Raw genomic sequence first — 25,430 nt, forward strand, 5'->3', positions numbered from 1 at the left:
TGTGACCGGTACGCATAACCCACCAGCGGGGGAGATCGTGTGGTATGGACGCCAGCAGTGTGCGGGATGGCTGCAGTGCCGTTGTGGACGAGGTGGCGGCGGCGGTCATCGCCGACCGTGAGTTCCTCGAAACGGTTCTCGTCGGGTTCCTGGCTGACGGGCACGTGCTCCTCGAAGACGTCCCGGGGACGGGCAAGACGCTGACTGCGCGCAGCGTCGCGACAGCGCTCGGTCTCGAATTCAGCCGGGTGCAGTTCACGCCGGACCTGTTGCCAACGGACGTGTTGGGGACCCACGTGTTCAACGAGCGGAGCCGGGAGTTCGAGTTCCGGCCCGGCCCGGTGTTCGCGAACGTCGTGTTGGCCGACGAGATCAACCGCGCACCCCCGAAGACGCAGGCAGCGTTGCTGGAGGCGATGGAGGAAGGACAGGTGACGATCGACGGCGAGACGATGGCCCTGCCCGAGCCGTTTTTCGTCATCGCGACCCAGAACCCCGTCGACCAGGAGGGGACGTTTCCCCTGCCGGAGGCACAACTCGACCGGTTCGTCGTGTCGGCGGCCATCGGCTACCCCGACGCGGCCGGCGAGCGCGAGCTGTTGGCGCGGCGTGCCAGCCGGGACGCCCGGAGTCCGACCGTCGACGCCGTGCTCGACGACGAGCGCGTGCGGGCCCTGCGGCGCGCCTCCGAGGACGTGCGCGTCGGCAGCGACCTCCGCGAGTACATGGTGGCGGTGGCACGCGCGACCCGCGAGCACCCCCGCGTCGAGGTGGGCGTCAGCCCGCGGGGCACCCAGCGGCTGTTCGAGGCGGCGCGCGCTCGCGCGGTCGTGGCGGGCCGCGAGTACGTCGTGCCGGCGGACGTGAAGGGGCTGGCGGGGAGCGTGCTCGCACACCGGCTCGTGTTGACGCCGGACGCGGCCGTCGAGAACGTCGCCAAAGGCGGGATCGTCGAGGGCGTGCTCGACGAGGTGCCGGTGCCCACCGTCGACGCGGCTTAGGTCCGGAGGGCGGCGGCCAACAGCACCCCGCCGAACAGCAACGCGAGCAGCGCCGCCACCGGGCGCGTGCTCGGGCCGAGCGTGTAGGCGGCCAGCGCGACGGTCGCGGCCGTCAGTGCCAGCGCCGTCGTCGAAAGCACGTGGACGACGACGGACTGCGTGACGCGGGCGTGCCGGCCGACATCGACCCCGAGTCCGACGGCGTGCTCGGCGGCGTCGTACGCGACCACAGTGCCGACGCCACCGACGAGCGCGTACCCAGGGTCGATGCCGGTCGCCGCGCCGAGGACGACCCCGACGGCGAGTGTCGCTGCGCCGGCCGAGACGAACAGCCGTCTTCCACGGAGGCCGCCGCCGACGACGAGCAGTGCGCCGGAGGCGCCGACAGCGAGGCCGACGCCCGAGCTGAGCGCCGGAACCAGTGCGAGGACTGCGGCGAGAGCCGCAGGAACGACCGCGCGAGCCGGCGGGCGCGCGTCGAACTCGCTCACGCGGACCACCCGCGTTCGGCGTCGGCGACCGCCACCGCCAGCGAGTCGCCCGCCTGCCAGTCGATGACGCGGACGCTCGCCGCGCGCAGCGATCGGACGCGGACAGCGCGCGCCACGCCCGCGAACCGCTGGCCGAGCGTCTCTGCCCCCGTGACGTCGGGCGACACCACCGTGACCGGGTGGCCGCTGGCCTCCAGCCGGCGGACGTACTCGGCGGCGGTGTCATCCACCAGCGGCGAGCAGAAGACCACCTGTGCGTCGTCGGGGAGGTGTGTGCGGAGCCGGCGGAACACGAGCGCACTGAGGAACCGCCGGTCGGGCGGCGACACCGAGAAGCCGCGGTCGCACGCGAGTAGTGCTTCGAGGCGAGCGCGGTGCTCGCGGCCGAGCCCGGGCGCGAGCCACGCCCAGTGTGGGCCCAGCGACGCCACGCCGACCTGGTTGCCGGCGTCGAGGAGTGCTGACGCGACCCCGCCCGCGGCTTCGACGCCGTACTCGACGGCGTTCGTGCCGTCGGCGTCACTGACGTGGGCAACGCGCCGGGTGTCGACGACGGCGACGGCGGTGGCGGCTCGCTCCGCCCGGAACTGGACGGTGGCGAGTTCGCCGTCGCGGGCGAGGCGCGTCCAGTCCACTCTGCTCAGCGGGTCGCCCGAGCGGTACTCGCGGGTGGCGTGGAACGCCACGCCCGAGCCGCCGGTCGGCGTTGGGGTGGGGCCGGCGCGCTGGGTGGGCTGTCGGCGCAGCGGGAACGCGGCCAGACGGGGGAAGTCGGGGACGCAGGTGAGCGTCGTCGCGGCGGGGACGGTGGTGCGCGTCTCATGGCTGCCGGAGATGTCGCGGGCGATCACCGCAACCGGGTCGAACTCGTGGTCGCCCCGGGTGGCTTCCACGGTGTACGTGACGGTCGCCGACTTGCCGGCCCGGAGCGCGGTCGCCAGCCGGGGCGTCCCGTCGGCGACCGCCAGCGTATCGGGAACGCCGTCGATGAGGCGGAGGTCGGGCAGAAACGACCCGTCGTTGGTCACCGTCAGCGTCACGTCGACCTCGTCGCCGGCGGCCGGGGCGTCCTCGGACACCGACCGTTCGACGGACAGCGACGGCGCTGGGGGCGCGAACAGGGTCGCGTAGCCCGCACCGGCGACGCCGAGCACGCCGAGCACGAGGACGGCGGGTACGCGTGTCGTCGCGCCGGCGGCGATCACGGCGAGCGAGAGCGCGACCGCGCCCCGCCAGCGGTGGGTGCGTTCGGCCACCATCAGTGCGCACCGCCCTCGATCCCGGTGAGCCGCTGGAGTTCCGCGACGACGTGGCGGGCCTGGCGCTCGCGGGCCGGATCGGCGCTGACGACTGTCGTGATGACAGCGGGTGCGGGCGAGTCCACGTCCTCGGCGAAGAACGCCGCCGCAGTCCGGTCGTCGGTCCACGTCCCCTCGTCGAGTCGGCGTTCCGCTTCCGCCGGGGCGATCCCGTGGGCGTCGGCGAGCGCGCGCACGGTCACGGTCCGAAGGCGGGCGCTGAACTGCGGGCCGCCAGCGCCGGCGTCCCGGCGGTCCGCGCGCTCGTGGCGCCGGGCGTCGATGTCCGCCCCCGGTCGCGGCGCTTCGATCCGGGGTTCGAGCGTCTCGTTGCGCGCCTCGTCGGCGGTCCGGAACGCGGTGTGATGGCGGTCGATTCCTCTGGTGAGCGCGAACACGGCCGCCAGTCCGGCGACAGCAGTCGTCGGGGTGGGTGGGAGCCCGAGGACGGCAGCCACGCCCGGCTCGACCGTGACTGCGAACCCGGCGGCGGCGAACAGCAGCCCGGCCAGCAGCAGGAAGCGCCGCAGCATCACTGGCCACCGTCCGTGTAGCGCGCTTCGATCGCACGCAGCGCGTCGACGGCGCGCGCCTCGCGGGCGGGTGACGGGTCGGCGTCGCCGTACCGGACTGCGCGGAACAGCGCGGTGAGCGCGTCGACGTGGCGGGCGTCCATGCCGGCGTCGCGGGCGGCGGCGGCGAACTCCCGGGGCGTGCTCGCCTCGGGGTTCGAGACGTCGACGTGCGCGGCCATCTCCCGCCACGCGCGGTAGACCTCGTTGTCGACGTCGGCCACGGTCTCGATGCGGGCAGCCGCCTGGCCGGCGGCGGCACCGACGGCCGCCAGCCGGGGTTGGGCCGCGGGCTCGCGTGTCGCCGGGTCGGGCGACCGGTCAGTGGCGGTGTCGTCGCCGGTGGCGTGGTAGGCGAGCACGACGAACAGCACGGCGACGACGGCGAGCACGCCGACGGCCAACGACGGGGTGACGAGTTGGGTGACCGGCTGTCCGCCGGCGGTGCCGCCGCCCACGCTGCCGTTTGCAGGGGGAGACTGCGCGGAGCCGGCGGCCCCGGCGTGCTGCGGTGACATGCTGGCGGGCGCTCGGCAGTCCGTGAGTGCGCCGTACGAGAGCACGAGAAACGGCACCACCGGGATCACGACGGCGAGCGCGTAGGCAAGGGGGTTGCGGCGTGCCAGCAGCCAGACCGCGCCGACGAGCGCGATCCCGATGCCGATCAGGACGGCGGGGGACTGCAGGACCGGGACACAGAGCGCGTCGAAGGGCGTGGGGGTCGTGGCGGTCGCTCCGGACTGGCCGCCGGTTGCGGACGCCGCGGCGCCACTGGTGTGGCTTGGAGCGGCTCCGCCGGACTGGGTGTTCCCGCCGGTGCCGGGGCCAGCGCCGGACTGGGGGCGCGGCGCAACGAGCGTGGACGCCGCCAGGGAGATGGCAAGCACACACAGCACTGCGATGACCGGACCGCGCGCGTTTCGACCCACGCGCCAGGGGTTGACAACTCGAATCCATAGGTGTTGCGAACAGGCATCGCGGTACGCGATAGCACGATACTGGCGTCGTGGAGTGGCCTCCGCCCCCAGGTTTAAATCCAGGAGCGAGGCAGCCGGGCGTAATGGCCCCCCTCGTTCCCCCGCCAACGCCGCCCGGCAGCGACGCGGCGTGGTACGCCCCGGCGGTCACCGCCCAGTACACCGTCCATCCCGGCATTGTGGCCACCGTCACCGCGCGCGACGGGGCACGCCCGACCTACGAGCTGCGACGGCCGCAGCTCTCCGCGCGGGACGCAGACGCGCTGGCGGACGTGTGCGAGCAGTTCGCCGACGCGACGCTCCCACCGCCGCTGACGCGCGCCGACGCCCGGGACCGCCTGGCGGCCGGGTTCGAGGCCAAACACCGGCGGGTGATCGCGGCGCTCACCGACGCCACGCCGGCCGCACGCCGCCGCATCACGGTGCACGCGCTGTGCGAGGCGCGCTGCCTGGGGGACCTGACCGGGGTGGCGGCCGACGACCGTGTGACCGCGGCTGTCGCCGACGACGAGACGGTGGTCGTGCACACCGACGCTCAGCCGCCCGCTACCACCGGGTTGCCCGCGAACACGCCGGCCCACGACCGGCTTCGTGCCACACGGATCGCGGCGTACACGGTGCCGTTCCGCGGGTTCGACGTGCCCGTGCGGATCTACCGGACGCCCGGGGACGACGCGGACGCGTTCACCACGACGTACGCCGTCCGGGAGCCCGACCGGCTGCCCGGCGACGACGCCCGCATCGCCGCCTGCAAGGACCGCATCTGGACCAACGGCGTCGCGACGGGCGACAGCGACGCCGGCGACGACCACGCCGCGGCGACCGCTGACCGCGCCCGCAGTCTGCTTGCGCGCCGCCACACGGCGCCGAAAACGCGGCACTGGTGTGGCGCCATCGCCGACCGGGTCCGGGAAGCGGTGGCCGACCGCGGCCCCGCGGTGCCGCCGGTCGGCGACGACCACGTCGCGGATCTGGCGTACTACGTGGTGCGTGATCTCGTCGGCGACGCCGAGCTCACGATCCCGATCCGCGACCCCAACCTCGAAGACGTGGAGGCGAACCGGGTGGGCGAGCGCGTGAAAGTGGTGGCCCGCGACCGCGTGCACGCGGCCGACGACCGCATCCCCACGAACCTCGTGCTCGACGACGAACAGCGGTTCGTGGACCTCGTGACGGGGCTGGCCGCCCAGGACGGCGTGGAGCTGAACGCCGCCACGCCGGCGGCGAAGGTGAACCTCGAACCGGACGGGGTCGCCGACGACGTGACCATCCGGTGTGCGGTCGCGCTCCCCGCGATCAGCGAGGGCGGCCCCCACGTCTCCATCCGGAAGCAGGCCGCCGACGCGCTCACGCCGGTCGACCTGCTCCGGCAGGGCAGCCTCACGGCGGGCATCGTGGCGCTGCTGTGGCTGGCGTACGAACACCACCGCGTGGTGCTGTTCTCCGGCCCGACGGGCGTGGGGAAGACCACGCTGATGAACGCCCACATGCCGTTCGTGCCGTTCGACGACCGCCCGGTGAGCATCGACGAGGGCAGCCGGGAGGTCCGGCTGCCCCACGAGACCGGCGTCTCGCTGAGCACCCGCGAGCACGAACAGGCGTTCAAGCGCGTGTCGATGGCCGACCTGATGACCGCGACCAACTACCTCAACCCGGACATCGAGGTGATCGCGGAGATCAACACGCGGGCCAGCTTCGAGAGCTTCGCGCAGATCCTCAACACCGGCCACGGGGTCGTGGGCACCACGCACGCCGCGGGCGTCGACCCGCTGGTGAACCGCGCCGTCGAACAGGGCGTTCCGGCGCACCTGCTCCGAGAGATCGACCTCGTGGTCTTCCCGCGACGCACCGACGGCGACCGGTACGTGGGCGAGGTCGTGGAGTTCGTCGACGACGCCGGCCCGGCGACGACGGCCGTCAAAACGGACGCCACGACGGTCCACGTGCGCCGCATCGCCACCCGCGGCCCGGCGGCCGCCGACGAGGGGCTGCACTCCAGCGGCGAGTACGCCGTCCGGGACGCCGAGGACGTGCGGTTCTTCGACGCGGTGGCGGCGCGCACGGACCGCGCACCGGCGGCGGTTCGCCGCGAGTTCGCGCGCAAACGCCGGTACGTTCGGGCGCTGGATCGCGCCGGTGTCACCGACTTCGAGGCGCTGTTCGAGCGGGTGGCGGCCCGACGCAGGACGGCGTCCAGTGCTGAGCCGGACGGGGGCGGGCCGGCGTGACCCTGGGCGTCGTCGACCGCACGCTGTGCGCGCTGTTCGCCCGCCACGCCGACCGCGACCGCCACACCACCACCCGCACGCGGTACCGGGAGGCGCGGCCCGGTGTCGGGTTCGGTGCGTTCGTCGCACGTGTGTACGCAGTGTCGTGGCTCGCGTGTGCGGCCGTCGGGGCCGCGGTCAGTGTCGGCGGCGTCGCGTCCGGGGTGCGCGTGCCGGTGCTGAACGAGGGCCAGCAGGTGGCGGGCTGGCTGGCCTGTGGGGCGCTCGTCGGCGCGGCGGCGAAGCGCGCAACCGTCCGGGCGGGCGACCGGTATCTGGCCTGGCGGGCGGGCCTGCGGCGGGCCGCGATCCGCGCCACGCTCCCGGGCGCGGTCCGGTATCTGTCGGTGTTGGCGTCGGGCACCCCCAGCGAGCGCGATCTGCTGGCGCGTGCCGCGGCCCGAACCGGGGCCTACGGGGAGACGGCGGCGGCGTTTCGCGGCGTGCTCGCCACCGCGGACCTCACCGGCAGCGTCGACCGCGGACTCCGCGTTGCGGCCCGCGACACGCCCAGTCAGGCGCTGCTCGCGCCGTTCCTCGTGAAGTTCCGGGAGCACGCCGCCCAGGGACCGGACGCACTCAGGCAGTATCTCGACATGGAGGCGCGGATGCTCGCTGACAGCCGCGAACGCGCCCAAGAGCGCGCGGCAAGCGCCCTGGAGTTGGTCGCAGAGCTGTTCGTGGTGGTGTTGGTGCTCCCGGTGTTGGTGGCGATCATCACGACTGTAGTGGGCGTGCTCGAGCCGGGGTTCAGCGCGCCGATCGCGGTCCCGCACACCACCCACACCACGACGGTGCGGGCGCTGCTCGTGTACGGCAGCGCGGCGTTCGTCCTGGGTGTGGGCGCGCTGGCGGCGTGGCTGGTCGGTGCGCTGCGGCCGCGCGGGCTCACCTAGAACGCGCACCGACGGTCGCGGGGGGTCGCCATGCTCACGAACGCGCCCCGGAACCCGGCGGACACGGCGGTCGTCGCCGCGCTGCCGAGCGTCGGGGTCGCGTGCTGGCTGGCGGCCCACGAACTGGGCGCGGTGAACGCAGTCCTGATGGGGTACGTGGCGTTCGCGCTCCCGGTCGGGGCGGTGGCCGCCCGGCGCGCCCGCATCGACGACGCGAAAGACCGCGAGCTGCAGGCGTTCGTGCACGCGGTCGCGGGCCACGTCGGCCTCGGTCGGCCGTTCGGCGGCGCCGTCTCGCGGGTCGCCCGCGGCGTCGATCTGGGGGCGCTGAACCCCGACGTCGACGACCTCGCGGTCGCGCTCGCAGCGACCACGACGCCGCGGGCCGGCGGGGTCAGGCGCGCCGCGCTCGCGGGGTTCGTCGAGCGCGTCGATACCCAGCTTGCGGCCCAGACGGTCGGCCTCGTTTCGGGGGCCCTCGACGCGGGCAGCGACGCCGACGCCACGTTCGAAGCGCTCCAGTCGGAGGTGGGGCGACTCTACCACGAGAAGCGGTCGGTGCGCTCGCGGCTGCTCGTGTACGTCGCCGTCGGCTGGACGACCGCGCTGCTGGTCGTCGGCATCACTGTCGCGGTCAGCCACACCGTGCTGGGGAGTTTCACGCAGCTGTCGGCGGTGTCGGACGCCGCCAGCGCGGGCGGGCTGTCGATCGACCCGCGCGCCGTGGACGTGGCCCGCGACCGGTTCCGGTTCTACGTCGTCACGCAGGCCACGATGCTGGCCTGTGGCTGGTTCGCGGGCGCAGCCAGCCGTGGGCGGTACAGCGCGGTGCTGCATTCGGGGGTGCTCGTCGCGGTCGCGTACGCCGTCTTCACCGGGGTGGGGCTGGGATGACGCGCGGACAGTCGGCGGTCGTCGGCGTTGCCGTGTTGGTGGCTGCGACCGTGGTCGCGGTGGCCGCGCTCACGGCGAGCGTCGGCACCGTCGTGACCGAGCACGCCGCGGCGGCCGACAGCCGCCGTGTCGCCGCCGACCTGCGGACGGCGCTCCACCCGGCGCGGACGACCGGAACCACGACCGGTCGCGTCGCGTTCGCGCGCGGCCGGCTGGCGCTCCAACCCCGGGACGTGCGCGTCCTGAACGAGACGGGGCCGGTCGCGACAGTGCACGCGAACGCGCTCCGGTTCTCGACGGGCCGCCACACCGTCACCTATCTCGCCGGCGGTGTGCTCACGTCGGCCACGGCGCGGACAACCTGGGACGCCCCGGTGGCAGTGCGTGCGGACGCCGACAGCCTGGTGGTCGGCGTGCCCGCGCTCCGCGGGTCGGTCTCGATCGCCGCCGGCCGCACAGCCCGTGGGGACGGCGCTGCCCGGTGGACGTTGCGGTCGACGGTCACCCACCGCCGCCGCCGGCTCGGCGCTGGCCGCTACCGGATCGCGATCGAAACCACGCACACCGACGCCGTCAGCGCCCGGCTGGCGGCGGCCGGCGCGACCGCGACGACGGTCCGGGCGTTCGACGACGACGGCGTTCCGAGCGTCGTCGCCGCGATCCCGGGACGACCGACGGGCACACTGCTCGTGCACGAAACGACGGTGAGCGTCTCGTGACCCGGCATCGCGCGAGCGCACCGGTCGTGGGCAAGGCCGCGGAAGCGGGCATCGGGGTGCTGGTGATCGCGGTGTTCACCACCACGCTGTGCGGTGGCGTGGTGCCGGACGCGCGGACCGCGGCGGCCAGCGCGGTGGCGGACCGGGCGCTCGAACACGCCGCCGCCGGCGTCGAGGCGAGCGTGCCGCCGCCACGGGAACACGCGCGTGTTGTGCGCCGCGTGTCGGTGCCGGCGACGATCCGCCATCGCGGGTACACGATCACCGCGACGAACCGGACGCTGCGCCTCCGCCACCCCACGCCGGGCGTCGGTGGCACCACGCCGCTGGTGCTCCCGGCGCGCGTGGACCGCGTGCGTGGCGACTGGCAGCCCGGCCACCGCGCCAACACCACCTGGGTTGTGCGCGTGTGCACGCCGGAGTCCGGCGGCGACCTGGTCGTTGTGCTGGCGTCGCGCCGGGCCGGCGACGCGGGAACGAGGCCGGGGTGTTCGGCGTGATGCAGCGCGGGCAAGCGAACCTGGTGGCGCTTGTGGTGGGCGTTCTGCTCGTCGGCGCGGCTGTGACGCTGGCGGTGGGGGCCGGGGCCGACGCGTTCGCGCGCGCCGACAGGTCGCCCGCGGAGGCACGGCTGGCCGCATCGCTCGCCGACCGCCTGGTGTCGCCGCGCGGACCGCTGGCGGCGCGCGAGAACGTCGTGCGCGCGGACGCAGTGGCGAACGTGACGGGCGACGTCTGTCCGGCGACCACGGCCTGTCGAGTCACCGTCGGCGACACGACAGTGGCTGCAGCGGGGACGCCCGCGGGCGGCACAACGGTGCGACGCATCGTCGTTGTCGCCGACACGCACTCCCAAACGCGCACTGGCAGGGCGACGCGACTGTCCGGCGGCGGCCCCGCGCTGTCGCTTCCCCGTGGGACGACCACAGGGTCGCTTACGATCCGTGCGCCGGACTGTGCGCGCGTGCGGACCGTTCGCGCCGGCGGCCGCGTCATCCTGCACGCGCCGCGTGGGCTCAACGGAACCTACCGGGTGTCCCCGCCGGGGGGCGAGGGCACGGCGCTCTCGTTCACCGGCCGGGACTGCCGGCCGCCCCAGCCGGTCGCGGCTGTGGTGCGCGTCGAAGCCGTGAGGATCACCGAGCCCGCAGTCATGGCGGTGACAGTCGATGCCTGAACGGGGCCGTCGCGGCCAGGCGTCGCTGCCGGCCGTCGAAGCGGCGATCGGTGTGTTCGTGATCCTCGCCGTGGCGGCCACGTTCACGGTGGGCGTCCCCGGCGACGGCGGGCACACGCGGACGGCGCAGCTGGATCGGTACGCCGCCGACGCCGCGACGATCATCGAGACGACGCCGCCACACGGGAGTGGGTCCCGGATCGACGACCGTCTGAGACGACTGCTGCCGGCGTCCGTGCTGTTCAGTGTGGACACCACCAGCGGGCGGCTCGGACGGCAGCCACCGCGGACAGCACCGACGGGGCGCGCCACCGTCCACAGGGCCAACGGCACGGTCACGCTGCGGGTGTGGGACGCATGACCCAGCGCGGCCAGTTCGTGCTCGCGGGGGCTGCGGTCGCGGCGCTCGCGCTCGCATCGGTGGCGGTCGCGTACCTCCAGTTCGGATACGCCCCGTCGGTGGCGACGCCACGGCCGACCCCGAGCAGCCAGGCAGCCACCACGGTTGAGCGCGCTGTGGCGGCGGCGGCCACCGGCGCAACCGGCGTGCCGTGGGCGCAGCGGCGGCGGACGCTCACCCGCGTGCAGGGAGCGCTCGCTCAGCCGCCGCCGGCCACCGCCGGGGGCGCGGCCGCCCTCGAGGTGACTGGGAACGCGACCGCGGCGGCCGGCGTCGACTGTCCGACCGGCCGCGGCCGTCGGTTCGGGGGCTGCGTCCGTGCGGGCGGGGTTGTCGTGCAGCGGCGGGCGGCCGAGGCGGTGGTGGTGGCGGTGGCGTACGACATCCGCGTGAGGACAGTGACCACGAGCACGGAGTGGACGCGGGTACAGCGGCCGGGGTGTTGGCTGCCGAACGGCTGTCAGTCGGGGGCATCGCCGTCGTCGGCCGGCGGCGACGAGCGGAGGGCGGCCGCCACGGTCCAGGCGTCGGTGGGAAGCGATGCGAGGCGCGCGTCGGCGTCGCTGCGGGCGTCCTCGATCGCGTCGTCGGGCGCGCCAAAGGTGTGGGTTCGGCACTGCTCGTAGAGGGCCGTGACCGACTGGTGGTACGCTGCGGTGGTGCGGGCCTGCGCGACCGCCTCCCGGATCGACTCCGGGGCCGCCTCTCGCGGCGGCGGGCACTCGATGTCGCCGGCTGGCGTCCCCACGCCAACCACGACCGCTGCCGGCGGGGCGGCGTCCCGGATCGCCGTGACGACGGCCTGGGGGTCGGCAACTGCGGGCGCATCGACGACCACCACGGCGGGGTCGTGGGCGGCGATGGCGTCGGTGAGTGCAGCCGTGGTGGCTGTCGCTGTTGGCCCATCCAGGACGTCGCACAGTGCAGACGGTGTGTCGTCTGCAACCACTAGCGTCACGGCCGACTGGTTCGGGTCACGCACGGGAATATTTTTGGATTTCACTGGTGAAAAGAGTGGGACGGAACGCCGATAGCGCTGCGGTGGCGGGTCGAAACGCGTCGCGGTGGAGCCACGCGCTAATCGACGGGCAAAAGGCAACCGGCGGCGTGTGCCCCCACAGAGGAGAGTCCGCGATGAACACAGCCCGCGTCTGGTCAACGATAGTCGGGTTCGGTGCCGCAGCGGTGGTGTTCGCGGTGTTGTTCTGGCTGATCGGCATCCAGGAGATCATCACCGCGCTGGGGCGGGCGCGCATCCCGCTGGTGGTGGTTGCGGGCGCGCTGATGCTGGGGTGGATCGTCCTCCAGGGCACGGCGCTGTGGATCGTCTGGCGGATCCTAGACATCACCGTGTCGGTTCGGTCGGCGATCCTGGTGTTCGCGGGCACGTCGTTCGCGAACAACATCACGCCGTTCGGGCAGGCCGGCGGGGAACCGGTCGCCGCGCTGCTCACGACGAACGTCTCGGACGCCGACTACGAGACCGCGCTGGCCGCGATCGCCGGTGCCGACGCGCTGAACTTCGTGCCCTCGATCGGGCTTGCGCTCACCGGAACGGCCGCCTACGCGATCGTGAACACGGTCTCGCCGCGGCTCCGGTCGGTCGTCGGGATCGTCGGCGCGTTCGTCCTGATCGTAGGGGGGCTGGCGGTCGCCGGGTGGCGGCTGCGGACCACCATCCAAGCCGCGGTGGTGCGGGTCGCAACGCCGGCGCTGCGGTGGCTGGCACGCGTGCTCCCGCGAGTCCCCGTGCCGTCGCCCGAACGCATCGAGGCCGGGATCGAAGAGTTCGTCGCGTCCGTCGAGCGCCTGGCCGCGGATCGAACGGGCGTCCTGAAGGTGATCGGGCTCGCGACCGCCGCGTTGCTGTGTCAAGCGATCGCGATGTGGGTGGTGTTCATCGCATTGGGGTCGCCGATCCCGATCTACGTGCCGCTGTTCGTCGTGCCCGTCGGGACCATGGCGGGCATCGGCCCGACGCCGGGCGGCCTCGGCGGCATCGAATCCGTTCACGTGGCGCTGCTGACCGCGCTCACCAGCGCCGCCGCGCCGCTGGTCGCCGCCGCCGTCGTCATCCACCGCATCGGCGGGTTCTGGCTGACGATGACGGTCGGCGGCGGATCGCTGGCGGTCCTGCGAGCCGGCGGCAGCGACGCCGACTGAGCGCCGACGCCACCCCGGCGGTGGCGACAGCTCCCCCACGACAAAAATGGGTATGTCCGGGATGTCGCTGCTTCAATTCAGGACCGAATTCGAGCGCGCTCGAGGGATGTGGATTATCTGAATGGAGTGATGACCCGGCGAATCGCCATCGAACTCCACATCGTCAGCAAAGCCAGCGACTACGTCGAGAACGTCTCCGGCCTGACCGAGACAATCTTCACCGAACACGGAGGCCACGAGAACGAAGCCGCACTCCTCAATGAGATTCGTAAACGCGACAAGACGATTTTCCGGATGCTCAAGGAAGTCGGCGTGCTGGATGACCCAGAGAGTCAGAAAGCGGATGCGCTCGAATCGTGGCGTTCCTTCGTAGAGGGAGAGGATTCCTGAGATTCACTGAGCGCGGCGAGAAAGCGATGGAGTAGCGAGCAATCGTCTTCTGCTCGATAGTTCTGGAGTCGCCTGAGAGGAGCGAAGGGGAGCGAGAGGGATAGCTGGATGATGACTCCCATCTCGGAGTGGGAGTGACCCATCAAACCCTACGGGAGTCTCTCGTACCTGAGCCGGCGTTGCTGAATTCCCGTATTCCGAGTTTCAGACGAACCCCGATTTTGGAACCACGACACGACTCATCTACTACGCTAAGGTCTAAGCGCGTTCCTCTCTTCGGCCACGATGAACCACCAGATGGCTACGACTGGACTTGCTGATCAAGTGAACCCCGAGGCGTTTTCGGGGCAGTATAGCGCCGAATCGGGGCGTTATCCTGTGAATCTGGAAATCAGGGTGAGGAAATCCGCCCTCCCCGATTTGAACGGGGGGCAAGTCGATCTACAGTCGACTGCTCTACCAGTCTGAGCTAAGGGCGGACGCACTCGTATGTAGGCTGTGGCCGAAATTTAAGGGTTGTCATTCGCGGTGGGTGGATGCCGCCCCCATGCCCAAAGCTTATCCCGGAACCGTTCAGTGATGTAGCTAGTTGCAATGTCGAAAGTCACGTTCCGCGCGGACGACGACCTCGTTGCCGCGGTCGAAGACCTCGACGCCTCGAAAAGCGAGGTGATGCGCAACGCGCTCCGTGCGTACCTCACCACCCACGCTGCGGCCGACGACGTCCCCGTAGAGAGCGTAAACACGCCAGTGCGTGGGGCTGCGACCGACGCGCAAAAGGACGTAAACGTCACGATTCGCGTGTCGTCCCCGTCGGCGGTTGAGGAGGTGCGAACGACCCCGGCCAGCGGGGGGCGCGCGGACGCCGAGGAACCCGGAGACGACGGCGAGACCGACGCGGAGCACGCCGACACATCGGCGACGGGCGACGAGAGCGTGTGCAGTCAGTGCGGGGCGGAGCTGTCAGCCGACCACGTCTACTGTCCGAACTGCGGTGGGAAGGCGACGCATCGCGTGTTCTGCGAGTGCGGCGACGAGATCCGGGCGGATTGGGCGTTCTGTCCGCGGTGTGGCCGCCGAACGGTGTCCGGGGACGCCCTCGACAGCGCATAGTAAGACATCTGTTTACACCGCCGTTAATTATTTATTCTAAGCTCCTGTGTGTTCTCGTACGTGAGACGGTCGTCTTACACAGAACCACCGGACTGCGCTGCCCCTTGGCGTCAGAACGGCCGTGTAAGACACGGAGACGGGAAACCGGGTCCGTCTTACCAACACGGGGATACAACAATGGAGCGTGTGACACTCCGGATTCCGGAACAACAGATCGACGAGGTGGAACAGATGGTCGAACGCGGGAAGTTCCCTAATCGGAGCGAGGCGATTCGCTCCGCTGTTCGAGAGATGATTGATGAACACACCGACAAGACTGGTGCAAAGAGCTGGGCGAAAGTTTAACCATGCAAGATATCGTCCAGGACGCACTTGACAACGCCGAGGCGGAACAGCGCGAAATGGATGGCGACGGCGATGGTGACGAGTTCGGAGACCCCCGGATCGTCATCGTCGGTTGTGGCGGCGCAGGCAACAATACGGTCAACCGACTGTACAACATCGGCGTCGAAGGCGCGGACACGGTAGCGATCAACACTGACAAACAGCACCTGAAGATGATCAAAGCCGACACGAAGATCCTCGTCGGCAAGTCCCTGACCAACGGCCTCGGTGCGGGTGGCGACCCCTCGATGGGCGAGCGCGCCACCGAGATGGCCCAGGGAACGATCAAAGAGGTGCTCGGGGACGCGGACTTGGTGTTCGTCACCGCCGGCATGGGCGGTGGCACGGGGACCGGTGCAGCGCCGGTCGTCTCGAAGATCGCCAAAGAGCAGGGCGCAATCGTCGTTGGGATGGTGTCGACGCCGTTCAACGTCGAGCGCGCTCGCACGGTCAAAGCCGAGGAAGGCTTGGAGAAGCTGCGCGAGAAAGCCGACTCGATTATCGTCCTCGACAACAACCGGCTGCTGGATTACGTCCCGAACCTCCCGATCGGGAAGGCGTTCTCCGTGATGGACCAGATCATCGCGGAAACCGTCAAGGGGATCAGCGAGACGATCACCCAACCCAGCCTCATCAACCTCGACTACGCCGACATGACTGCGATCATGAACCAGGGCGGCGTCGCGGTGATGCTCGTCGGGGAGACCCAGGACAAAAACAAGACCAACGAGGTCGTCAAAGACGCGATGAACCACCCACTGTTGGACGTCGATTACCGGGGTGCCAGTGGCGGCCTCGTCCACATCACTGGTGGGCCGGACCTCACGCTGAAGGAGGCCGAGGGCATCGCGGACAACATCACCGAGCGGTTGGACGCGAGCGCGAACGTCATCTGGGGGGCGCGGATCCAGGAGAGCTACAAGGGCAAGGTGCGCGTCATGGCGATCATGACCGGCGTGCAGTCCGCGCAGGTGCTCGGCCCGAGCACGCAGAAGCAGGCGGACAAGTCCCGCCGCGAGCTGCAGGACGTCGACTCCAAGCAGCGCGCGGCCGACGACGCTGGAGCCGGCGGGTTCGGTGGCGCACACTCGGACGGCGGCCAGGACGAAGTCGAGCAGGAAAACGGCCTCGACGTCATCCGATAACGGACCGTGGGGCCGTCGGCCGATTCTTTTCGCGCGTGTTAGACGGACGTGACGGCGTCGACGAGCGTGCATTTCCGGCAGCGGTCGCGGGTGGTCGGCGCGCCACAGTCGCTGCATTCGCCGACGTCAGCGTCGTCAGTGTTGTATTCGTCGGCAGCGATGCCGGCGAGTTCCTCGTAGCCGGCCATGATCGAGTGACGGGTGCCGGGGCGGCGGTCTTCGAGTTCGAGGAGGACCTCCTGGAGGTCGCTGCGGAAGGACTCACTGGCGTGTGGGCATTCCGCCATGTGCACGGGGAGGTCCCGCAGCTGGGCGTACAGCGCCACCTCTTTTTCCGGGATGTCTCGGAGGGGTTTCGCGCGCGGGATCATGGCGTCGAGTTCCGCACGGTCGTCGAAGGAGCCGAGGCTGGCGTCGAAGTGGGTGGCGATCTGTGTGACGTTGCCTTCGAGGATGTTCATGAGCGCGGTTTCGGCTTCGTCGTCGAGGTTGTGGCCGGTGAGGAGTTTGTCCGCGTCGTACTCGTCGGCGTATTTCGCGAGGAGGTCCCGGCGGAAGACCCCACAGTACGCACAGGGCGCCATGTCGAGGGGGTCGTCGTCGGCCACGTCGTCCATGGCGACGTCGAACTCCTCGCGGTAGGTGACGAGCTCGTGGCGGATGTCGCGGTCGGCGGCCAGCGTCGTACAGGCGTCGAGGCTCTCGTCGCGGTAGCCCGCGATGCCCTCGTGGATCGTGAGCGCGATCAGCTCGACGCGGGGGTCGTCGCGGAACGTCTCCTCGATGAGGTCCGTGAGCACCGCGCTGTCCTTGCCGCCCGAAAGCCCGATCACCCACGTCTCGGGGTCGTCGGGAGTGGTGTCCGGGGAGAGCATGTTGTCGGTGCGGATGCGGCGACGCACCCGGCGCTCGACGCTGTCGAGGAAGTGTGGCTCACAGAGGTGCGCGCCTGAGTACGCCGCGTGCATCACCGCGTCGCGGTCGCACTTCGTGCAGTCCATCGGTGCGGGGTAGCGGCGGCGGTTGTTTCACGGTTTCGAACGGCCGGTGTCGCAGTCAGGCCGTCGACTCGGCGTGGAACCACGCCGACAGCGTGGTGATCGCCTGCGTTTCGACGCCGTGGGGGACGAAAACGAAGGGGATGGGGGAGTCGAACGCGCGGTCCCCGTACAGCCCCCAGTCGCCGACCGATCGCGTGGTGCCGCCGTAGGCGATGGGGATGTCTTCGAGGGCTTGTGGCTCGTATTCGGGGACGTAGGAGTGTTCGATCCAGACTTCGTGGACCGGCACCCCGAGGGCGTCCGCGAGGCGGGGTTCGAGGCGGTCGGCGTTCCCGGTGAGCCAGTCACTGAACGCGTCGATGTCGGCGTCCGTGGCACGTGGAGGGTCGTCGGCGGGCGCGGAGGCCGACGCCGTGGTGTCGCCGACGTCCACGCGGGCGGCGTACGCGACCCGGTGTTTCCAGCAGGTCTCGGGGAACTCGCGGCTGCGAAACCGCTCGTACAGCGTGGCAAGCGTCGAGTCGGGGTTGTCGCGGGCGGCGACCCGGAGGCGTTCGAGGATGGTGTTGTCGTCGATGCCGCGATCGAGCACGGCGTCGATGGTGATCGGTGGGGTGTCCCGCATGGCCGCGAGCGCTGCCAGGAGTTCCCGGAGGAGCGCGTGGGCGAACACCGACTTGTGGTGTTGGGTCACCCACATGTAGAGGGCGATCCGGCCTTCGAGGTAGTTCCCGATGGTCGAGAGGGCTTTGTCCGACAGCGCCAGCCCCTCGTCGGGGTGGGCGGTGTAGGAGGCGACCATGCGGGCGGTGTCGAAGCTCAGCACGTCCGCGCCGGTCATCTGGTTGTCCCGCGTGATGTAGTCGAGGCGGTCGACGTCGATGGGGCTGTGGAGGATCTGGGCGGCGACGCCGTGTTGCCAGCGCCCGCCGCGCTCGTAGGCCAGGCTGTACCCGAGGATGTGCGCGCACACTGCGTGCGGGTCGACATCCATGGCCGTGATGGCGTCGGCGAACTCCCGGCAGACGAACAGGCAGCCGAACAGTTCGTGGGGGCTGGCTTCCCGCAGCGGCGCGTTCCCGACGCCGGCGTCCGCGAACGTCGCGTGGAGGCCGTGGTCGGCGAGGCGATCGAGGATGGCGCTGCGGTCGAGGTAGCGCTCGCCGAGGTGGGAGAACGGCGGGTGGCCGACGTCGTGGAGGAGGGCAGCACACTCGAGCGTGCGCTGGATGGCGTCGAGTTCGGTGGTGGTGGCGTCCTGGTGGAAGTACGGTTGTGTGCGGAGGTTCTCGAAGACGGTTTTCGCGAGGTGGTAGACGCCCAGCGAGTGCTCGAAGCGGGTGTGGTTTGCGCCCGGATAGACGAGGGTGGTCGCGGACAACTGCCGGACGTGGCGCAGCCGCTGGAACGGTTTGCGGTCGATGAGCCCATCGACGAGGGCGGCGTCCAGTTCGATGTAGCCGTGGACTGGGTCTTTGAGTTGCGTGGGTGGCATGGTGACAGAGCGGGTGGCCCGCTGAGAGAGTATTGGACCAACGGCGGGCAGCCGCGTCCGTGTTTCGGTTCAGGCGTAGGCGTCGAACTCGCGGCCGAACACGGCGAAGTACGCGACGCCGAGCAGCCCGGTCACTGTCGCGAGCGTGAACGAGAGTTCGGGGCCAGCGACCAGGACGGCATCCAGGAGTGGCACGGGGACCGCCCAGTCGCCGCCGTACAGCAGGCCGCCGACGGCCGCACTCGGGATGACGATCGTGTTCCGGACGAGATAGTAGGTCCCGGTGATGCGACCGCCGGCGTCCTGTTCGGCGGGCCCGACGATGAGCGCCTTGTGCGCGGGGAGGCCGGCGAACCGCAGCCCGGAGAACGCGAACAGCGCGACGAGCACCCACTGGTCGGCGGGTGCGTTGATGAGCAACACGGGGAACACCGCGTACACGAGGAAGCCGAGACCGACGATCGGCTTCAGGCCGGTGCGTTCGGCGAGCTTCGAGACGGGGACCTTCGTGAGGATGGCGACGACCATCTCGACGGCGAGCAGAACGCCGAAAAAGGCTTCCGGGGAGAGTGAGACGCCGAAGCCGGTGAATCCGACGCCCAGGTATCGTGTAACGACGACGACGAAGAAGACGTAGACCAGCCCGTTCGCGAACCGGATCAAAGTGTCCGCGATCAGCAGCGGGCGCAGGGTCTCCGGCATCGCCGCCAGATCCGCTCGGATGGTGTCGAGCCCTTCGAAGGAGTCGCCGACGGTGTCCTCGGACGCGTCGTAGAGGTACTGCTGGGCGACCGTGGCGACGGCCGCGAAGCCGGCCGCGAGCAGGAGGACGTACCGGAAGCCGACCTGGAACTCGGTGGCGGCGAGCACGGCGGCGGCGATGGCGGGGCCGAGCAGGAACCCCACCCGGCGGAAGATTTCGGTGCTCGCGAACCCCATGGCGAGCCTGCTTGGCTCGGTGGCTTGTTTCACGATGGCGAACGTCGCGCCGAGCCCGAACGACTTCCAGGCCTGGGTGAGAAAGAGCCCGACGAACACCCACAGCCACGCGCCGACCGCCCAGCCACCGAGGTCCAGTGGCCCCAGTGCGATCTCGGGGACGACGACGCCGGGCAGCGACGGGGCGGCCGCCCACACCAGGAAGCCGGCGGTGGTGACGACGGCGAACGCGGTGAGCGCGACGCGAGAGCCCACGCGGTCCGAGAGCGCGCCACCCGGGTAGGGGTAGACCGCCGAGATGAGGTTGCCGAGGCTGCCGTAGAGGCCGACGATCGCGCCGCCAGCGCCGAGCGTGTAGATGTACTCGGGGACGTACCGGGTGGTCATCTGGAAGGCGAGGCTGAACACCAGCATCGCCGCCGACAGCACGAGCACGTCGGGCTGTAGCGCGAAGAACTGGCGATAGGAGTCGAGGGCGTCGACGCCGTCGGTGGTGGTGTCGTCGGACATACGCGATGGCAGGCGCGCTACCCACGAAACTCCCGGGGTGTGGGCGGCAGTCGGCGTCCCGGAACGGTTTTTCACGCGCGACGGGTATTCAGGGCATGGACCGCGAGGCCGCCGTCGACCGCGTCGAGGCACTGCTCGATACGGTCATCGACGAGGAGATGCCCGTGCCCGTCCGAGAAGTGTGGGCGTACGGCGACGTGGCGCTCGGGCTCGATCCCGTCGACAGGCTCGACGTCTACCTCACGAAAGACGTGTTGTTGCGGGGCGACGACGCCGACCGCGCCGACGAGTTCGAGCGCGAGTACGGGGTGGCGGGCGTCGGGAAGACGGTGCGGGCGTCCTGGGCGGACGCCCACCCCGAGCACGTGCGCGCAAACGACAGCGGGCACGTCGCGCCCGAGCGCTGTCTCGGTGCGCACCTCGTGGGCGACGACGAACCCATCCACCTGGAGGTCTGCAACGCCGGCTTCGAGGACAACGTCACGCAACGCCTGGAGGGCGCGCTGGCCACCGAGACCTACGAGCACGTCCTCGATCCCAGGGGGGTGTGCGTGTACGCCGACGGACGCCGCGGCACCGACGCCATGGCGAAGCTCCGGGCCGGCGAGCTCGTCTTCCCGACGCTCGCGGAGGCCCTGGAGATGCTGGGCGCTGACGAGGCGGACGCCGAACTCGCCGCCGACGCGGTGGACGCGCGCCGGGATCGCGCGACGGGCGCGACGGTGCGCGGCGACGTGGTGTGAGCGCCGGGGGGCCGGCGCTGACACGTCCGCTTATGCCTCGAAGCCGTCCTCGAAGACGAACGTGCCGTTGCGCTGGACGATCTCGCCGTCGATCTCGATGAACGAGTCCTCGCTCATGTCGACGATCATGTCCGTGTGGACCGCGGAGTCGTTGAACTCGCAGTCTTCGGGCACACACTCGTCGATCGCGCCGCCGACGGCGAGGTGAACGGTGTCACCCATCTTCTCGTCGAACAGCATGTTGTACGTGAACCGGTCGATGCCGCGGTTCATCCCGATCCCCAGCTCGCCCAGCCGCCGCGCGCCCGCATCAGTGTTCAGGATGCCCGCAAGCACGTCCTCGTTCTGCTCGGCGCTGAACGACACGACGTCACCGTCCTCGAAGGTCAGCGCTGCGCCCCGAATCTCGTTGCCCTGGCGCATCAGCGGCTTGTCGAAGTACACCTCGCCCGCCACGGAGTCCGGAACGGGGGCGGTGAACACCTCGCCCGCGGGCATGTTGTGGTCGCCGTCGTCGTTGCACGCTCGCATTCCGTCGACGCGCATCGTGATGTCGGTGGTGTCCCCGGAGACGATGTGCACCGTCTCAGCGGGGTCGAGGATCTCCACCAGTTGGGACTGGAACTCGCTTTGCGCGGCCCAGTCCTTGTTCACGGCGTCGTAGACGAACTCCTCGTAGGCCGCCGTGCTCATCCCGGCCCGCTGGGCCCCCGCGGCAGTGGGGTGCGTGGTGATGACCCACCGCGTGTCCAGTCGCTGCTCGGAGATCGGTTTGTGGGCGCGGCTGCCCGCCTGCGACATCTCCGGGGGGACGTCGCTGGTTTCGAACGCGTTCGGGCCGCCGCCGATCAGGAACACCACGTCGGTCTCCTCCATGGCGGCGAGCTCGTGGTCTTTGGTCGTGTAGTCGGCTTCGTCCATCGCCCGTGCGTACGCCCTGGTGGCCCGCGGGAGCGACCACGACAGCGACGGCCGGGCGCCCCGCTGGCCGAGCGCCTCGTAGAGCGCGACGACCAGCGCCTCGGCCTGCCGGCTCGCCCTGATGGTCACCATGTCGCCGCGGCGCACGTCCGCGCACTGGTCGACGAGCACCTCGGCGTGGCGGCGCACTCGTGTGTCCATGCGCCCGGCGATGCTGGCCCGCAAGGTAGTGCTTTCGGAAGCCCGACGGCTACGCGGTGTCGTCGTCGGGAAGGCGGCCAACGGTCACGTAGAACGGCACGGTTTCCCGTCGGACGTACTCGCCGGCCTGCATCTGGGCCACGACATCGCGGCCCATCTCGCGCCACGCCGCCCGCAGCTCGTCGTAGGCGCTGTCGGCAAGCCCGCCGGCGGCGAGCTCGGGGCGCTGGTCGGCCAGCCGGTCGGCGGTGGCCTTCCGGGCGGCCGCGTCCAGGTCGCCGTCGTCGTAGGGCGGCTCGGTGACGCGCACGTGTTCGTGGCGCGTCGTGGACACGTCCCGGAGGCCGGCGTCGGCCAGCACGTCGGCGGCGTCCGCGCCGAGCGTGACATCCGTGTGGACGCCGTCGACGTAGAACTCGCGGGCGCGCGCCGACAGCGCCGACTCCGCGGCGACCGTCGACGCCACGGTGACGGCGCTGTTGTCGGGTTCGATGACGGCGACCAGCTCCGAGGAGACGCGCGCGAACTCCTCGACGGCGGCCGCCGGCTCCGGGAGGTTGATCAGCAGCGCCTGGCAGGCAACGAGGTCGCAGGCGTCGTCACGGACCGGCAGCCGGGTGGCGTCGCCGGCGACCCGGTGGGCGGCACCGTCGGCCGTGTGCCCCAGCAGCGTGGTGTCGGCGTCCAGCGCGACCACCGGCGCTGACGACTCGGCGGCCAGGACGCGCGCGAACTCGCCGGTGCCCGCACCGACATCGAGGATGCGTGACCGGTCGGACAGGCGCAGGTCGGCGAGCGCGTCGCGGTCACGCCACATGCCGCGGCGCGTCTCGGTGAGGTAGTCGGCGCTGAACTCGCGCACGCTCGCCCCGATGTCGTGTGGCGGCGAAAAACTGACGGGTCATCGTCCGCCGCGCACTCCCGGAAGACGGGACCGGCCGGGAGTGGGGGATGGCAGGCGGACGCACCTGATCCAACGACCCACGATGACTTAGTTCCGGCTGAGACTGAAACGCGGGTTTGACCGACTGGGTTACGCCCGGAGGTCGCGGACGCGGTCGATGTTCCACGCGAAGCCTCTGCCGTCCTCGTGGGGCGTCTCCAGCACCAGCGGAACGTCGGCGATGGCGTCGTGGTTGATGAACGCGCGCATGCCCGCCTCGCCGATGTGTCCCTCGCCGATGTGGGCGTGTTCGTCCTTGTTCGTACCGCAGGCGTGCTTGGAGTCGTTGAGATGGACGTACTGCAGGTGGTCGAGGCCGACCACGTCGTCGAACGCCGCGAGGGTGTCGTTGACCGCCGCCTCGGTGGAGAGGTCGTAGCCCGCGGCGAAGGCGTGGGCGGTGTCGATGCAGACGTCGAGGTCCTGGTCGGAGCGAGTCAACACCTCGTGGAGGTGCTCGAAGTCACCGCCGAGCTTCGTGCCGGAGCCGGCGTCGCTCTCGATGAGGACGGTCACGTCGTCGGGGATGTCGAGCTCGTCGAGGGCGGACGCGGCGTTGTCGAGACCGTCGTCCACGCCGGCGCCCGTGTGTGCGCCGAGGTGGACGTTGACGTATGGGATGCCGAGGGTGTGTGCGGCATCGACCTCCGCCTGCATGCTGTCGATGGATTTCGCGCGGAGGTCGTCTTTGGGCGTGCAGAGGTTCACGAGATACGACGAGTGGATGACCCAGGGGCCATCGAGGTCCGCCGCGGTGCCCTCGCGGAACGCCGCCGCTTCGTCGGCACCAATGTTCGGGTCCTGCCAGACCTGCGGGGAGTGCGTGAAGATCTGCCCGCAGTTCCCGCCGACGTCGAGCTCGTTCGTGACGGCGTTATCAACACCACCCGCGATGGAGACGTGTGCACCGACGCGCATACACGTAGTCTGCCGCCGCCCGGACTTAGCGGCTTCGGAGACGGTGGGGTTATGCGTCGCCGGGCGCGGTTCGATCCCGCACCCACGCGTCGGCGGCGTACTTCTCGGCGGCGAGGTCCCGGGCGCGCGCCAGTTCCGCGTCGGTCCACTCCCCCTCGTCGGCGTCCGCCCACTCACCGAGCGCCCGCTCGACGGCCGTGACTGCGTCGGCCCGGTCGACGCCGGCCTGGGATTCGATCGTGGTCACGTGCTCGCGGAACGCCGCGGGCGTGGTGTCGGGGTCCGAGAACACCGAGAGGTGGCGCTCGGCGTCGAGCGCGAAGCTGAGCGAGCCGTGCTGGATGACCGCGTCCGCCCGGCGGTACTGGGCGTTCCCGCTGATCTTGCGGCCGGGATCGCCGGCGACGATGTCGTGGGCGGGGTTGAGTGCGCGGAGGTAACAGGCCGGCTGGTGGAGCGCCGGCTGTTCGGTGTCGGTGAACCGGGCGTCGATGCCGAGCCGGTCGAAGGCGTCGAAGACGGGGGTACAGAGCAGCTCGTAGGTGTCCATGAGGTCCCCGGGGAGTTCGTCGGCGGGCGCGACGATGGAGTAAGAGATGTCGGCGTGTGCGTCGTGGTAGATGCCGCCGCCGCCGGTCTGGCGGCGCGTCACGTCGATGCCGGCGTCCGCGGCGGCCGCCCAGTCGACGGAGTCGGTGGCCTGGCGGTACCCCATCGAGAGCGTGTCCGGCGTCCAGGTGTAGACGCGGACCGTACGGGGGCCGCCGTCGGCGGCCGTCTGGGCGGCGATCTCGTCGAGGGCCATCTGCATCGGCCCGGGGCGGGTGTCCTCGCGAATCAACCGCCAGTCGCGGTCGGCCAAGTCCATGCGCGTGCTTTCCGGGGGAGCAAGAAAAGCGGTTCGTCACCCTGGGGCCGGGGCGTCTCGTGAGTTGGGGGAGGTTATTTAATGGCGTGCCGTGTCCTTCCGAACACATGTCAATCACGAGTGTACCCGGTGTGGTCGATGCGGGGGTGCTGGGCGCGCAATCGGCGGCCGCGGTCCGCGAGAACGCGCTGTTGAGTTCGTCGCTGTGGGTGAACGTCGCGCTCGCGGGGATCGCGATCCTCGTGTTCGTGTATATGGGACGCACCATCAGACCGGGACGACCGCGGCTCATCTGGGGGGCGACGCTGATGATCCCGCTGGTGTCGATCTCCAGCTACCTCGGGCTGCTGTCGGGGCTCACCGTGGGGATGATCGAGATGCCCGCCGGGCACGCGCTGGCCGGCGAGATGGTGCGCAGTCAGTGGGGGCGGTATCTCACGTGGGCGCTGTCGACGCCGATGATACTGCTGGCGCTGGGGCTGCTGGCGGACGTCGATCTCGGCAGTCTGTTTACCGTGATCGCGGCCGACATCGGGATGTGCGTGACGGGGTTGGCGGCGGCGATGACCACGTCGGCGCTGCTCTTCCGGTGGGCGTTTTACGCGATCAGTTGCGCGTTCTTCGTGGTGGTGTTGTCCGCCCTAGTGACCGACTGGGCGGCGTCGGCGTCGAGCGCCGGCACCGCGGAGATCTTCGACACGCTGCGCGTGCTCACGGTGGTGCTCTGGCTCGGATACCCCATCGTGTGGGCGGTCGGCGTGGAGGGGCTGGCGCTCGTGCAGTCCGTGGGAGTTACGTCCTGGGCGTACTCGGTGCTTGACGTCTTCGCGAAGTACGTCTTCGCGTTCATCCTGTTGCGGTGGGTGGCGAACAACGAGCGGACCGTGGCGGTCGCCGGCCAGACGCTTGGCACCATGTCAAGCGACGACTGAGCGCCGCCAGGACGGCGGCCGGCTGATCGCGGCGGCTGTGCGCTTCAGGAGGCTTATACCCGGTGGCCGACT

General features: G+C 70.7%; 25 protein-coding genes, 1 tRNA gene and 1 pseudogene. 15 read left to right on the forward strand and 12 right to left on the reverse strand.

Going from position 1 to position 25,430, the window contains the following annotated elements:
* The first annotated feature begins 44 nt into the window (after positions 1-44).
* A complete protein-coding gene (locus APQ99_RS07385; RefSeq protein ID WP_010902122.1) occupies positions 45-1,001 on the forward strand; it encodes an AAA family ATPase in 957 nt (318 codons plus the stop codon).
* Here the strand turns inward: APQ99_RS07385 and APQ99_RS07390 are convergent.
* Genes APQ99_RS07390 through APQ99_RS12810 form a run of 4 tightly spaced genes read right to left on the reverse strand, consistent with a single transcriptional unit; the run spans position 998 to position 4,291 of the window.
* Positions 998-1,492, reverse strand: coding sequence for a DUF7519 family protein (locus APQ99_RS07390; RefSeq protein ID WP_012289123.1), 495 nt, complete (start codon positions 1,490-1,492; stop codon positions 998-1,000). The genes APQ99_RS07385 and APQ99_RS07390 overlap by 4 nt on opposite strands.
* Positions 1,489-2,751 carry a DUF58 domain-containing protein gene (locus APQ99_RS07395; RefSeq protein WP_010902121.1) on the reverse strand — a complete coding sequence of 421 codons (1,263 nt, stop codon included), beginning with the start codon at positions 2,749-2,751 and terminating at the stop codon, positions 1,489-1,491. Before APQ99_RS07395 ends, APQ99_RS07390 begins: the two co-directional genes overlap by 4 nt.
* Complete coding sequence (locus APQ99_RS07400; RefSeq protein WP_010902120.1) at positions 2,751-3,323, reverse strand: DUF7269 family protein; 573 nt, start codon at positions 3,321-3,323, stop codon at positions 2,751-2,753. The genes APQ99_RS07395 and APQ99_RS07400 overlap by 1 nt, the downstream gene beginning before the upstream one ends.
* Entirely contained in the window at positions 3,323-4,291 is a 969-nt protein-coding gene (locus APQ99_RS12810) for a DUF4129 domain-containing protein (protein ID WP_227970907.1), read from the reverse strand. The genes APQ99_RS07400 and APQ99_RS12810 overlap by 1 nt, the downstream gene beginning before the upstream one ends.
* Positions 4,292-4,422: 131 nt before the next feature.
* Here APQ99_RS12810 and APQ99_RS07410 point away from each other — a divergent pair, with 131 nt between their 5' ends.
* The 9 genes and pseudogenes from APQ99_RS07410 (at position 4,423) to APQ99_RS07450 (ending at position 13,245) form a co-directional block, all read left to right on the forward strand.
* Complete coding sequence (locus APQ99_RS07410; protein WP_136361080.1) at positions 4,423-6,567, forward strand: type II/IV secretion system ATPase subunit; 2,145 nt, start codon at positions 4,423-4,425, stop codon at positions 6,565-6,567.
* Positions 6,564-8,396: pseudogene (locus APQ99_RS12990) on the forward strand (type II secretion system F family protein). The gene APQ99_RS07410 and the pseudogene APQ99_RS12990 overlap by 4 nt, the downstream one beginning before the upstream one ends.
* Complete coding sequence (locus APQ99_RS07420; protein ID WP_010902107.1) at positions 8,393-9,115, forward strand: DUF7289 family protein; 723 nt, start codon at positions 8,393-8,395, stop codon at positions 9,113-9,115. Before APQ99_RS12990 ends, APQ99_RS07420 begins: the two are co-directional and overlap by 4 nt.
* The gene (locus APQ99_RS07425; protein ID WP_012289120.1) at positions 9,112-9,615 is read left to right on the forward strand and encodes a DUF7266 family protein; all 504 of its coding nucleotides are present in this window, start codon (positions 9,112-9,114) and stop codon (positions 9,613-9,615) included. Before APQ99_RS07420 ends, APQ99_RS07425 begins: the two co-directional genes overlap by 4 nt.
* On the forward strand, positions 9,615-10,292 hold the full coding sequence (locus APQ99_RS07430) for a DUF7263 family protein (RefSeq protein WP_010902106.1): 678 nt from the start codon (positions 9,615-9,617) through the stop codon (positions 10,290-10,292). Before APQ99_RS07425 ends, APQ99_RS07430 begins: the two co-directional genes overlap by 1 nt.
* Complete coding sequence (locus APQ99_RS07435) at positions 10,285-10,653, forward strand: DUF7262 family protein (protein ID WP_010902105.1); 369 nt, start codon at positions 10,285-10,287, stop codon at positions 10,651-10,653. The genes APQ99_RS07430 and APQ99_RS07435 overlap by 8 nt, the downstream gene beginning before the upstream one ends.
* Complete coding sequence (locus APQ99_RS07440) at positions 10,650-11,318, forward strand: DUF7261 family protein (RefSeq protein WP_010902104.1); 669 nt, start codon at positions 10,650-10,652, stop codon at positions 11,316-11,318. Before APQ99_RS07435 ends, APQ99_RS07440 begins: the two co-directional genes overlap by 4 nt.
* A gap of 508 nt (positions 11,319-11,826) precedes the next feature.
* Positions 11,827-12,855, forward strand: coding sequence for a lysylphosphatidylglycerol synthase transmembrane domain-containing protein (locus tag APQ99_RS07445; protein ID WP_010902103.1), 1,029 nt, complete (start codon positions 11,827-11,829; stop codon positions 12,853-12,855).
* Between the two features lie 129 nt (positions 12,856-12,984).
* Complete coding sequence (locus APQ99_RS07450; protein WP_010902102.1) at positions 12,985-13,245, forward strand: hypothetical protein; 261 nt, start codon at positions 12,985-12,987, stop codon at positions 13,243-13,245.
* 405 nt (positions 13,246-13,650) lie between these two features.
* Here the strand turns inward: APQ99_RS07450 and APQ99_RS07455 are convergent.
* A tRNA-Tyr gene (locus tag APQ99_RS07455) sits at positions 13,651-13,724 on the reverse strand.
* Positions 13,725-13,839: 115 nt separating this feature from the next.
* On the opposite strand from APQ99_RS07455, the gene APQ99_RS07460 reads away from it, so the two are divergent.
* From APQ99_RS07460 to ftsZ, 3 genes are all read left to right on the forward strand, one after another.
* Complete coding sequence (locus tag APQ99_RS07460; RefSeq protein WP_012289117.1) at positions 13,840-14,358, forward strand: zinc-ribbon domain-containing protein; 519 nt, start codon at positions 13,840-13,842, stop codon at positions 14,356-14,358.
* A gap of 177 nt (positions 14,359-14,535) precedes the next feature.
* Complete coding sequence (locus tag APQ99_RS07465; protein WP_010902100.1) at positions 14,536-14,703, forward strand: ribbon-helix-helix domain-containing protein; 168 nt, start codon at positions 14,536-14,538, stop codon at positions 14,701-14,703.
* A 2-nt stretch (positions 14,704-14,705) separates the two neighbouring features.
* Positions 14,706-15,887 carry a cell division protein FtsZ gene (gene ftsZ / locus APQ99_RS07470; protein WP_012289116.1) on the forward strand — a complete coding sequence of 394 codons (1,182 nt, stop codon included), beginning with the start codon at positions 14,706-14,708 and terminating at the stop codon, positions 15,885-15,887.
* Positions 15,888-15,925: 38 nt separating this feature from the next.
* Here ftsZ and ncsA read toward each other — a convergent pair whose 3' ends face one another.
* The 3 genes from ncsA to APQ99_RS07485 form a co-directional block, all read right to left on the reverse strand.
* The gene (gene ncsA, locus APQ99_RS07475; protein WP_010902098.1) at positions 15,926-16,888 is read right to left on the reverse strand and encodes a tRNA 2-thiolation protein NcsA; all 963 of its coding nucleotides are present in this window, start codon (positions 16,886-16,888) and stop codon (positions 15,926-15,928) included.
* A gap of 55 nt (positions 16,889-16,943) precedes the next feature.
* Positions 16,944-18,383 carry an HD domain-containing protein gene (locus APQ99_RS07480; protein WP_010902097.1) on the reverse strand — a complete coding sequence of 480 codons (1,440 nt, stop codon included), beginning with the start codon at positions 18,381-18,383 and terminating at the stop codon, positions 16,944-16,946.
* A gap of 69 nt (positions 18,384-18,452) precedes the next feature.
* Entirely contained in the window at positions 18,453-19,832 is a 1,380-nt protein-coding gene (locus APQ99_RS07485) for an MFS transporter (RefSeq protein WP_010902096.1), read from the reverse strand.
* Between the two features lie 95 nt (positions 19,833-19,927).
* On the opposite strand from APQ99_RS07485, the gene APQ99_RS07490 reads away from it, so the two are divergent.
* Positions 19,928-20,575, forward strand: coding sequence for a DUF7095 family protein (locus APQ99_RS07490; RefSeq protein ID WP_012289115.1), 648 nt, complete (start codon positions 19,928-19,930; stop codon positions 20,573-20,575).
* A 30-nt stretch (positions 20,576-20,605) separates the two neighbouring features.
* Here APQ99_RS07490 and APQ99_RS07495 read toward each other — a convergent pair whose 3' ends face one another.
* The 4 genes from APQ99_RS07495 to APQ99_RS07510 form a co-directional block, all read right to left on the reverse strand.
* Positions 20,606-21,697, reverse strand: coding sequence for an aminopeptidase (locus APQ99_RS07495; protein WP_010902094.1), 1,092 nt, complete (start codon positions 21,695-21,697; stop codon positions 20,606-20,608).
* Between the two features lie 49 nt (positions 21,698-21,746).
* On the reverse strand, positions 21,747-22,559 hold the full coding sequence (locus APQ99_RS07500; protein ID WP_012289114.1) for a class I SAM-dependent methyltransferase: 813 nt from the start codon (positions 22,557-22,559) through the stop codon (positions 21,747-21,749).
* 171 nt (positions 22,560-22,730) lie between these two features.
* Positions 22,731-23,558 carry a deoxyribonuclease IV gene (locus tag APQ99_RS07505; RefSeq protein WP_010902092.1) on the reverse strand — a complete coding sequence of 276 codons (828 nt, stop codon included), beginning with the start codon at positions 23,556-23,558 and terminating at the stop codon, positions 22,731-22,733.
* 49 nt (positions 23,559-23,607) lie between these two features.
* Positions 23,608-24,426 carry a lipoate--protein ligase family protein gene (locus APQ99_RS07510; RefSeq protein ID WP_136361079.1) on the reverse strand — a complete coding sequence of 273 codons (819 nt, stop codon included), beginning with the start codon at positions 24,424-24,426 and terminating at the stop codon, positions 23,608-23,610.
* A 107-nt stretch (positions 24,427-24,533) separates the two neighbouring features.
* Here APQ99_RS07510 and hop point away from each other — a divergent pair, with 107 nt between their 5' ends.
* Positions 24,534-25,358 (forward strand): halorhodopsin, encoded by an 825-nt coding sequence (gene hop / locus APQ99_RS07515; RefSeq protein ID WP_010902090.1) that lies wholly within the window; start codon positions 24,534-24,536, stop codon positions 25,356-25,358.
* Positions 25,359-25,430 lie beyond the last annotated feature (72 nt).

Origin of the sequence: Halobacterium salinarum DSM 3754, from assembly GCF_008124605.1 — an archaeon.
In the GTDB taxonomy this organism is placed as follows: domain Archaea; phylum Halobacteriota; class Halobacteria; order Halobacteriales; family Halobacteriaceae; genus Halobacterium; species Halobacterium salinarum.

Excerpts from the sequence above, each read along its gene's own strand:
- APQ99_RS07385 (WP_010902122.1), top strand. The coding sequence starts at position 45 with ATGGACGCCAGCAGTGTGCGGGATGGCTGCAGTGCCGTTGTGGACGAG.
- APQ99_RS07395 (WP_010902121.1), bottom strand. The coding sequence starts at position 2,751 with ATGGTGGCCGAACGCACCCACCGCTGGCGGGGCGCGGTCGCGCTCTCG.
- APQ99_RS07400 (WP_010902120.1), bottom strand. The coding sequence starts at position 3,323 with ATGCTGCGGCGCTTCCTGCTGCTGGCCGGGCTGCTGTTCGCCGCCGCC.
- APQ99_RS07410 (WP_136361080.1), top strand. The coding sequence starts at position 4,423 with ATGGCCCCCCTCGTTCCCCCGCCAACGCCGCCCGGCAGCGACGCGGCG.
- APQ99_RS07420 (WP_010902107.1), top strand. The coding sequence starts at position 8,393 with ATGACGCGCGGACAGTCGGCGGTCGTCGGCGTTGCCGTGTTGGTGGCT.
- APQ99_RS07430 (WP_010902106.1), top strand. The coding sequence starts at position 9,615 with ATGCAGCGCGGGCAAGCGAACCTGGTGGCGCTTGTGGTGGGCGTTCTG.
- APQ99_RS07435 (WP_010902105.1), top strand. The coding sequence starts at position 10,285 with ATGCCTGAACGGGGCCGTCGCGGCCAGGCGTCGCTGCCGGCCGTCGAA.
- APQ99_RS07440 (WP_010902104.1), top strand. The coding sequence starts at position 10,650 with ATGACCCAGCGCGGCCAGTTCGTGCTCGCGGGGGCTGCGGTCGCGGCG.
- APQ99_RS07445 (WP_010902103.1), top strand. The coding sequence starts at position 11,827 with ATGAACACAGCCCGCGTCTGGTCAACGATAGTCGGGTTCGGTGCCGCA.
- APQ99_RS07450 (WP_010902102.1), top strand. The coding sequence starts at position 12,985 with ATGACCCGGCGAATCGCCATCGAACTCCACATCGTCAGCAAAGCCAGC.
- APQ99_RS07460 (WP_012289117.1), top strand. The coding sequence starts at position 13,840 with ATGTCGAAAGTCACGTTCCGCGCGGACGACGACCTCGTTGCCGCGGTC.
- APQ99_RS07465 (WP_010902100.1), top strand. The coding sequence starts at position 14,536 with ATGGAGCGTGTGACACTCCGGATTCCGGAACAACAGATCGACGAGGTG.
- ftsZ (WP_012289116.1), top strand. The coding sequence starts at position 14,706 with ATGCAAGATATCGTCCAGGACGCACTTGACAACGCCGAGGCGGAACAG.
- ncsA (WP_010902098.1), bottom strand. The coding sequence starts at position 16,888 with ATGGACTGCACGAAGTGCGACCGCGACGCGGTGATGCACGCGGCGTAC.
- APQ99_RS07480 (WP_010902097.1), bottom strand. The coding sequence starts at position 18,383 with ATGCCACCCACGCAACTCAAAGACCCAGTCCACGGCTACATCGAACTG.
- APQ99_RS07485 (WP_010902096.1), bottom strand. The coding sequence starts at position 19,832 with ATGTCCGACGACACCACCACCGACGGCGTCGACGCCCTCGACTCCTAT.
- APQ99_RS07490 (WP_012289115.1), top strand. The coding sequence starts at position 19,928 with ATGGACCGCGAGGCCGCCGTCGACCGCGTCGAGGCACTGCTCGATACG.
- APQ99_RS07495 (WP_010902094.1), bottom strand. The coding sequence starts at position 21,697 with ATGGACACACGAGTGCGCCGCCACGCCGAGGTGCTCGTCGACCAGTGC.
- APQ99_RS07505 (WP_010902092.1), bottom strand. The coding sequence starts at position 23,558 with ATGCGCGTCGGTGCACACGTCTCCATCGCGGGTGGTGTTGATAACGCC.
- APQ99_RS07510 (WP_136361079.1), bottom strand. The coding sequence starts at position 24,426 with ATGGACTTGGCCGACCGCGACTGGCGGTTGATTCGCGAGGACACCCGC.
- hop (WP_010902090.1), top strand. The coding sequence starts at position 24,534 with ATGTCAATCACGAGTGTACCCGGTGTGGTCGATGCGGGGGTGCTGGGC.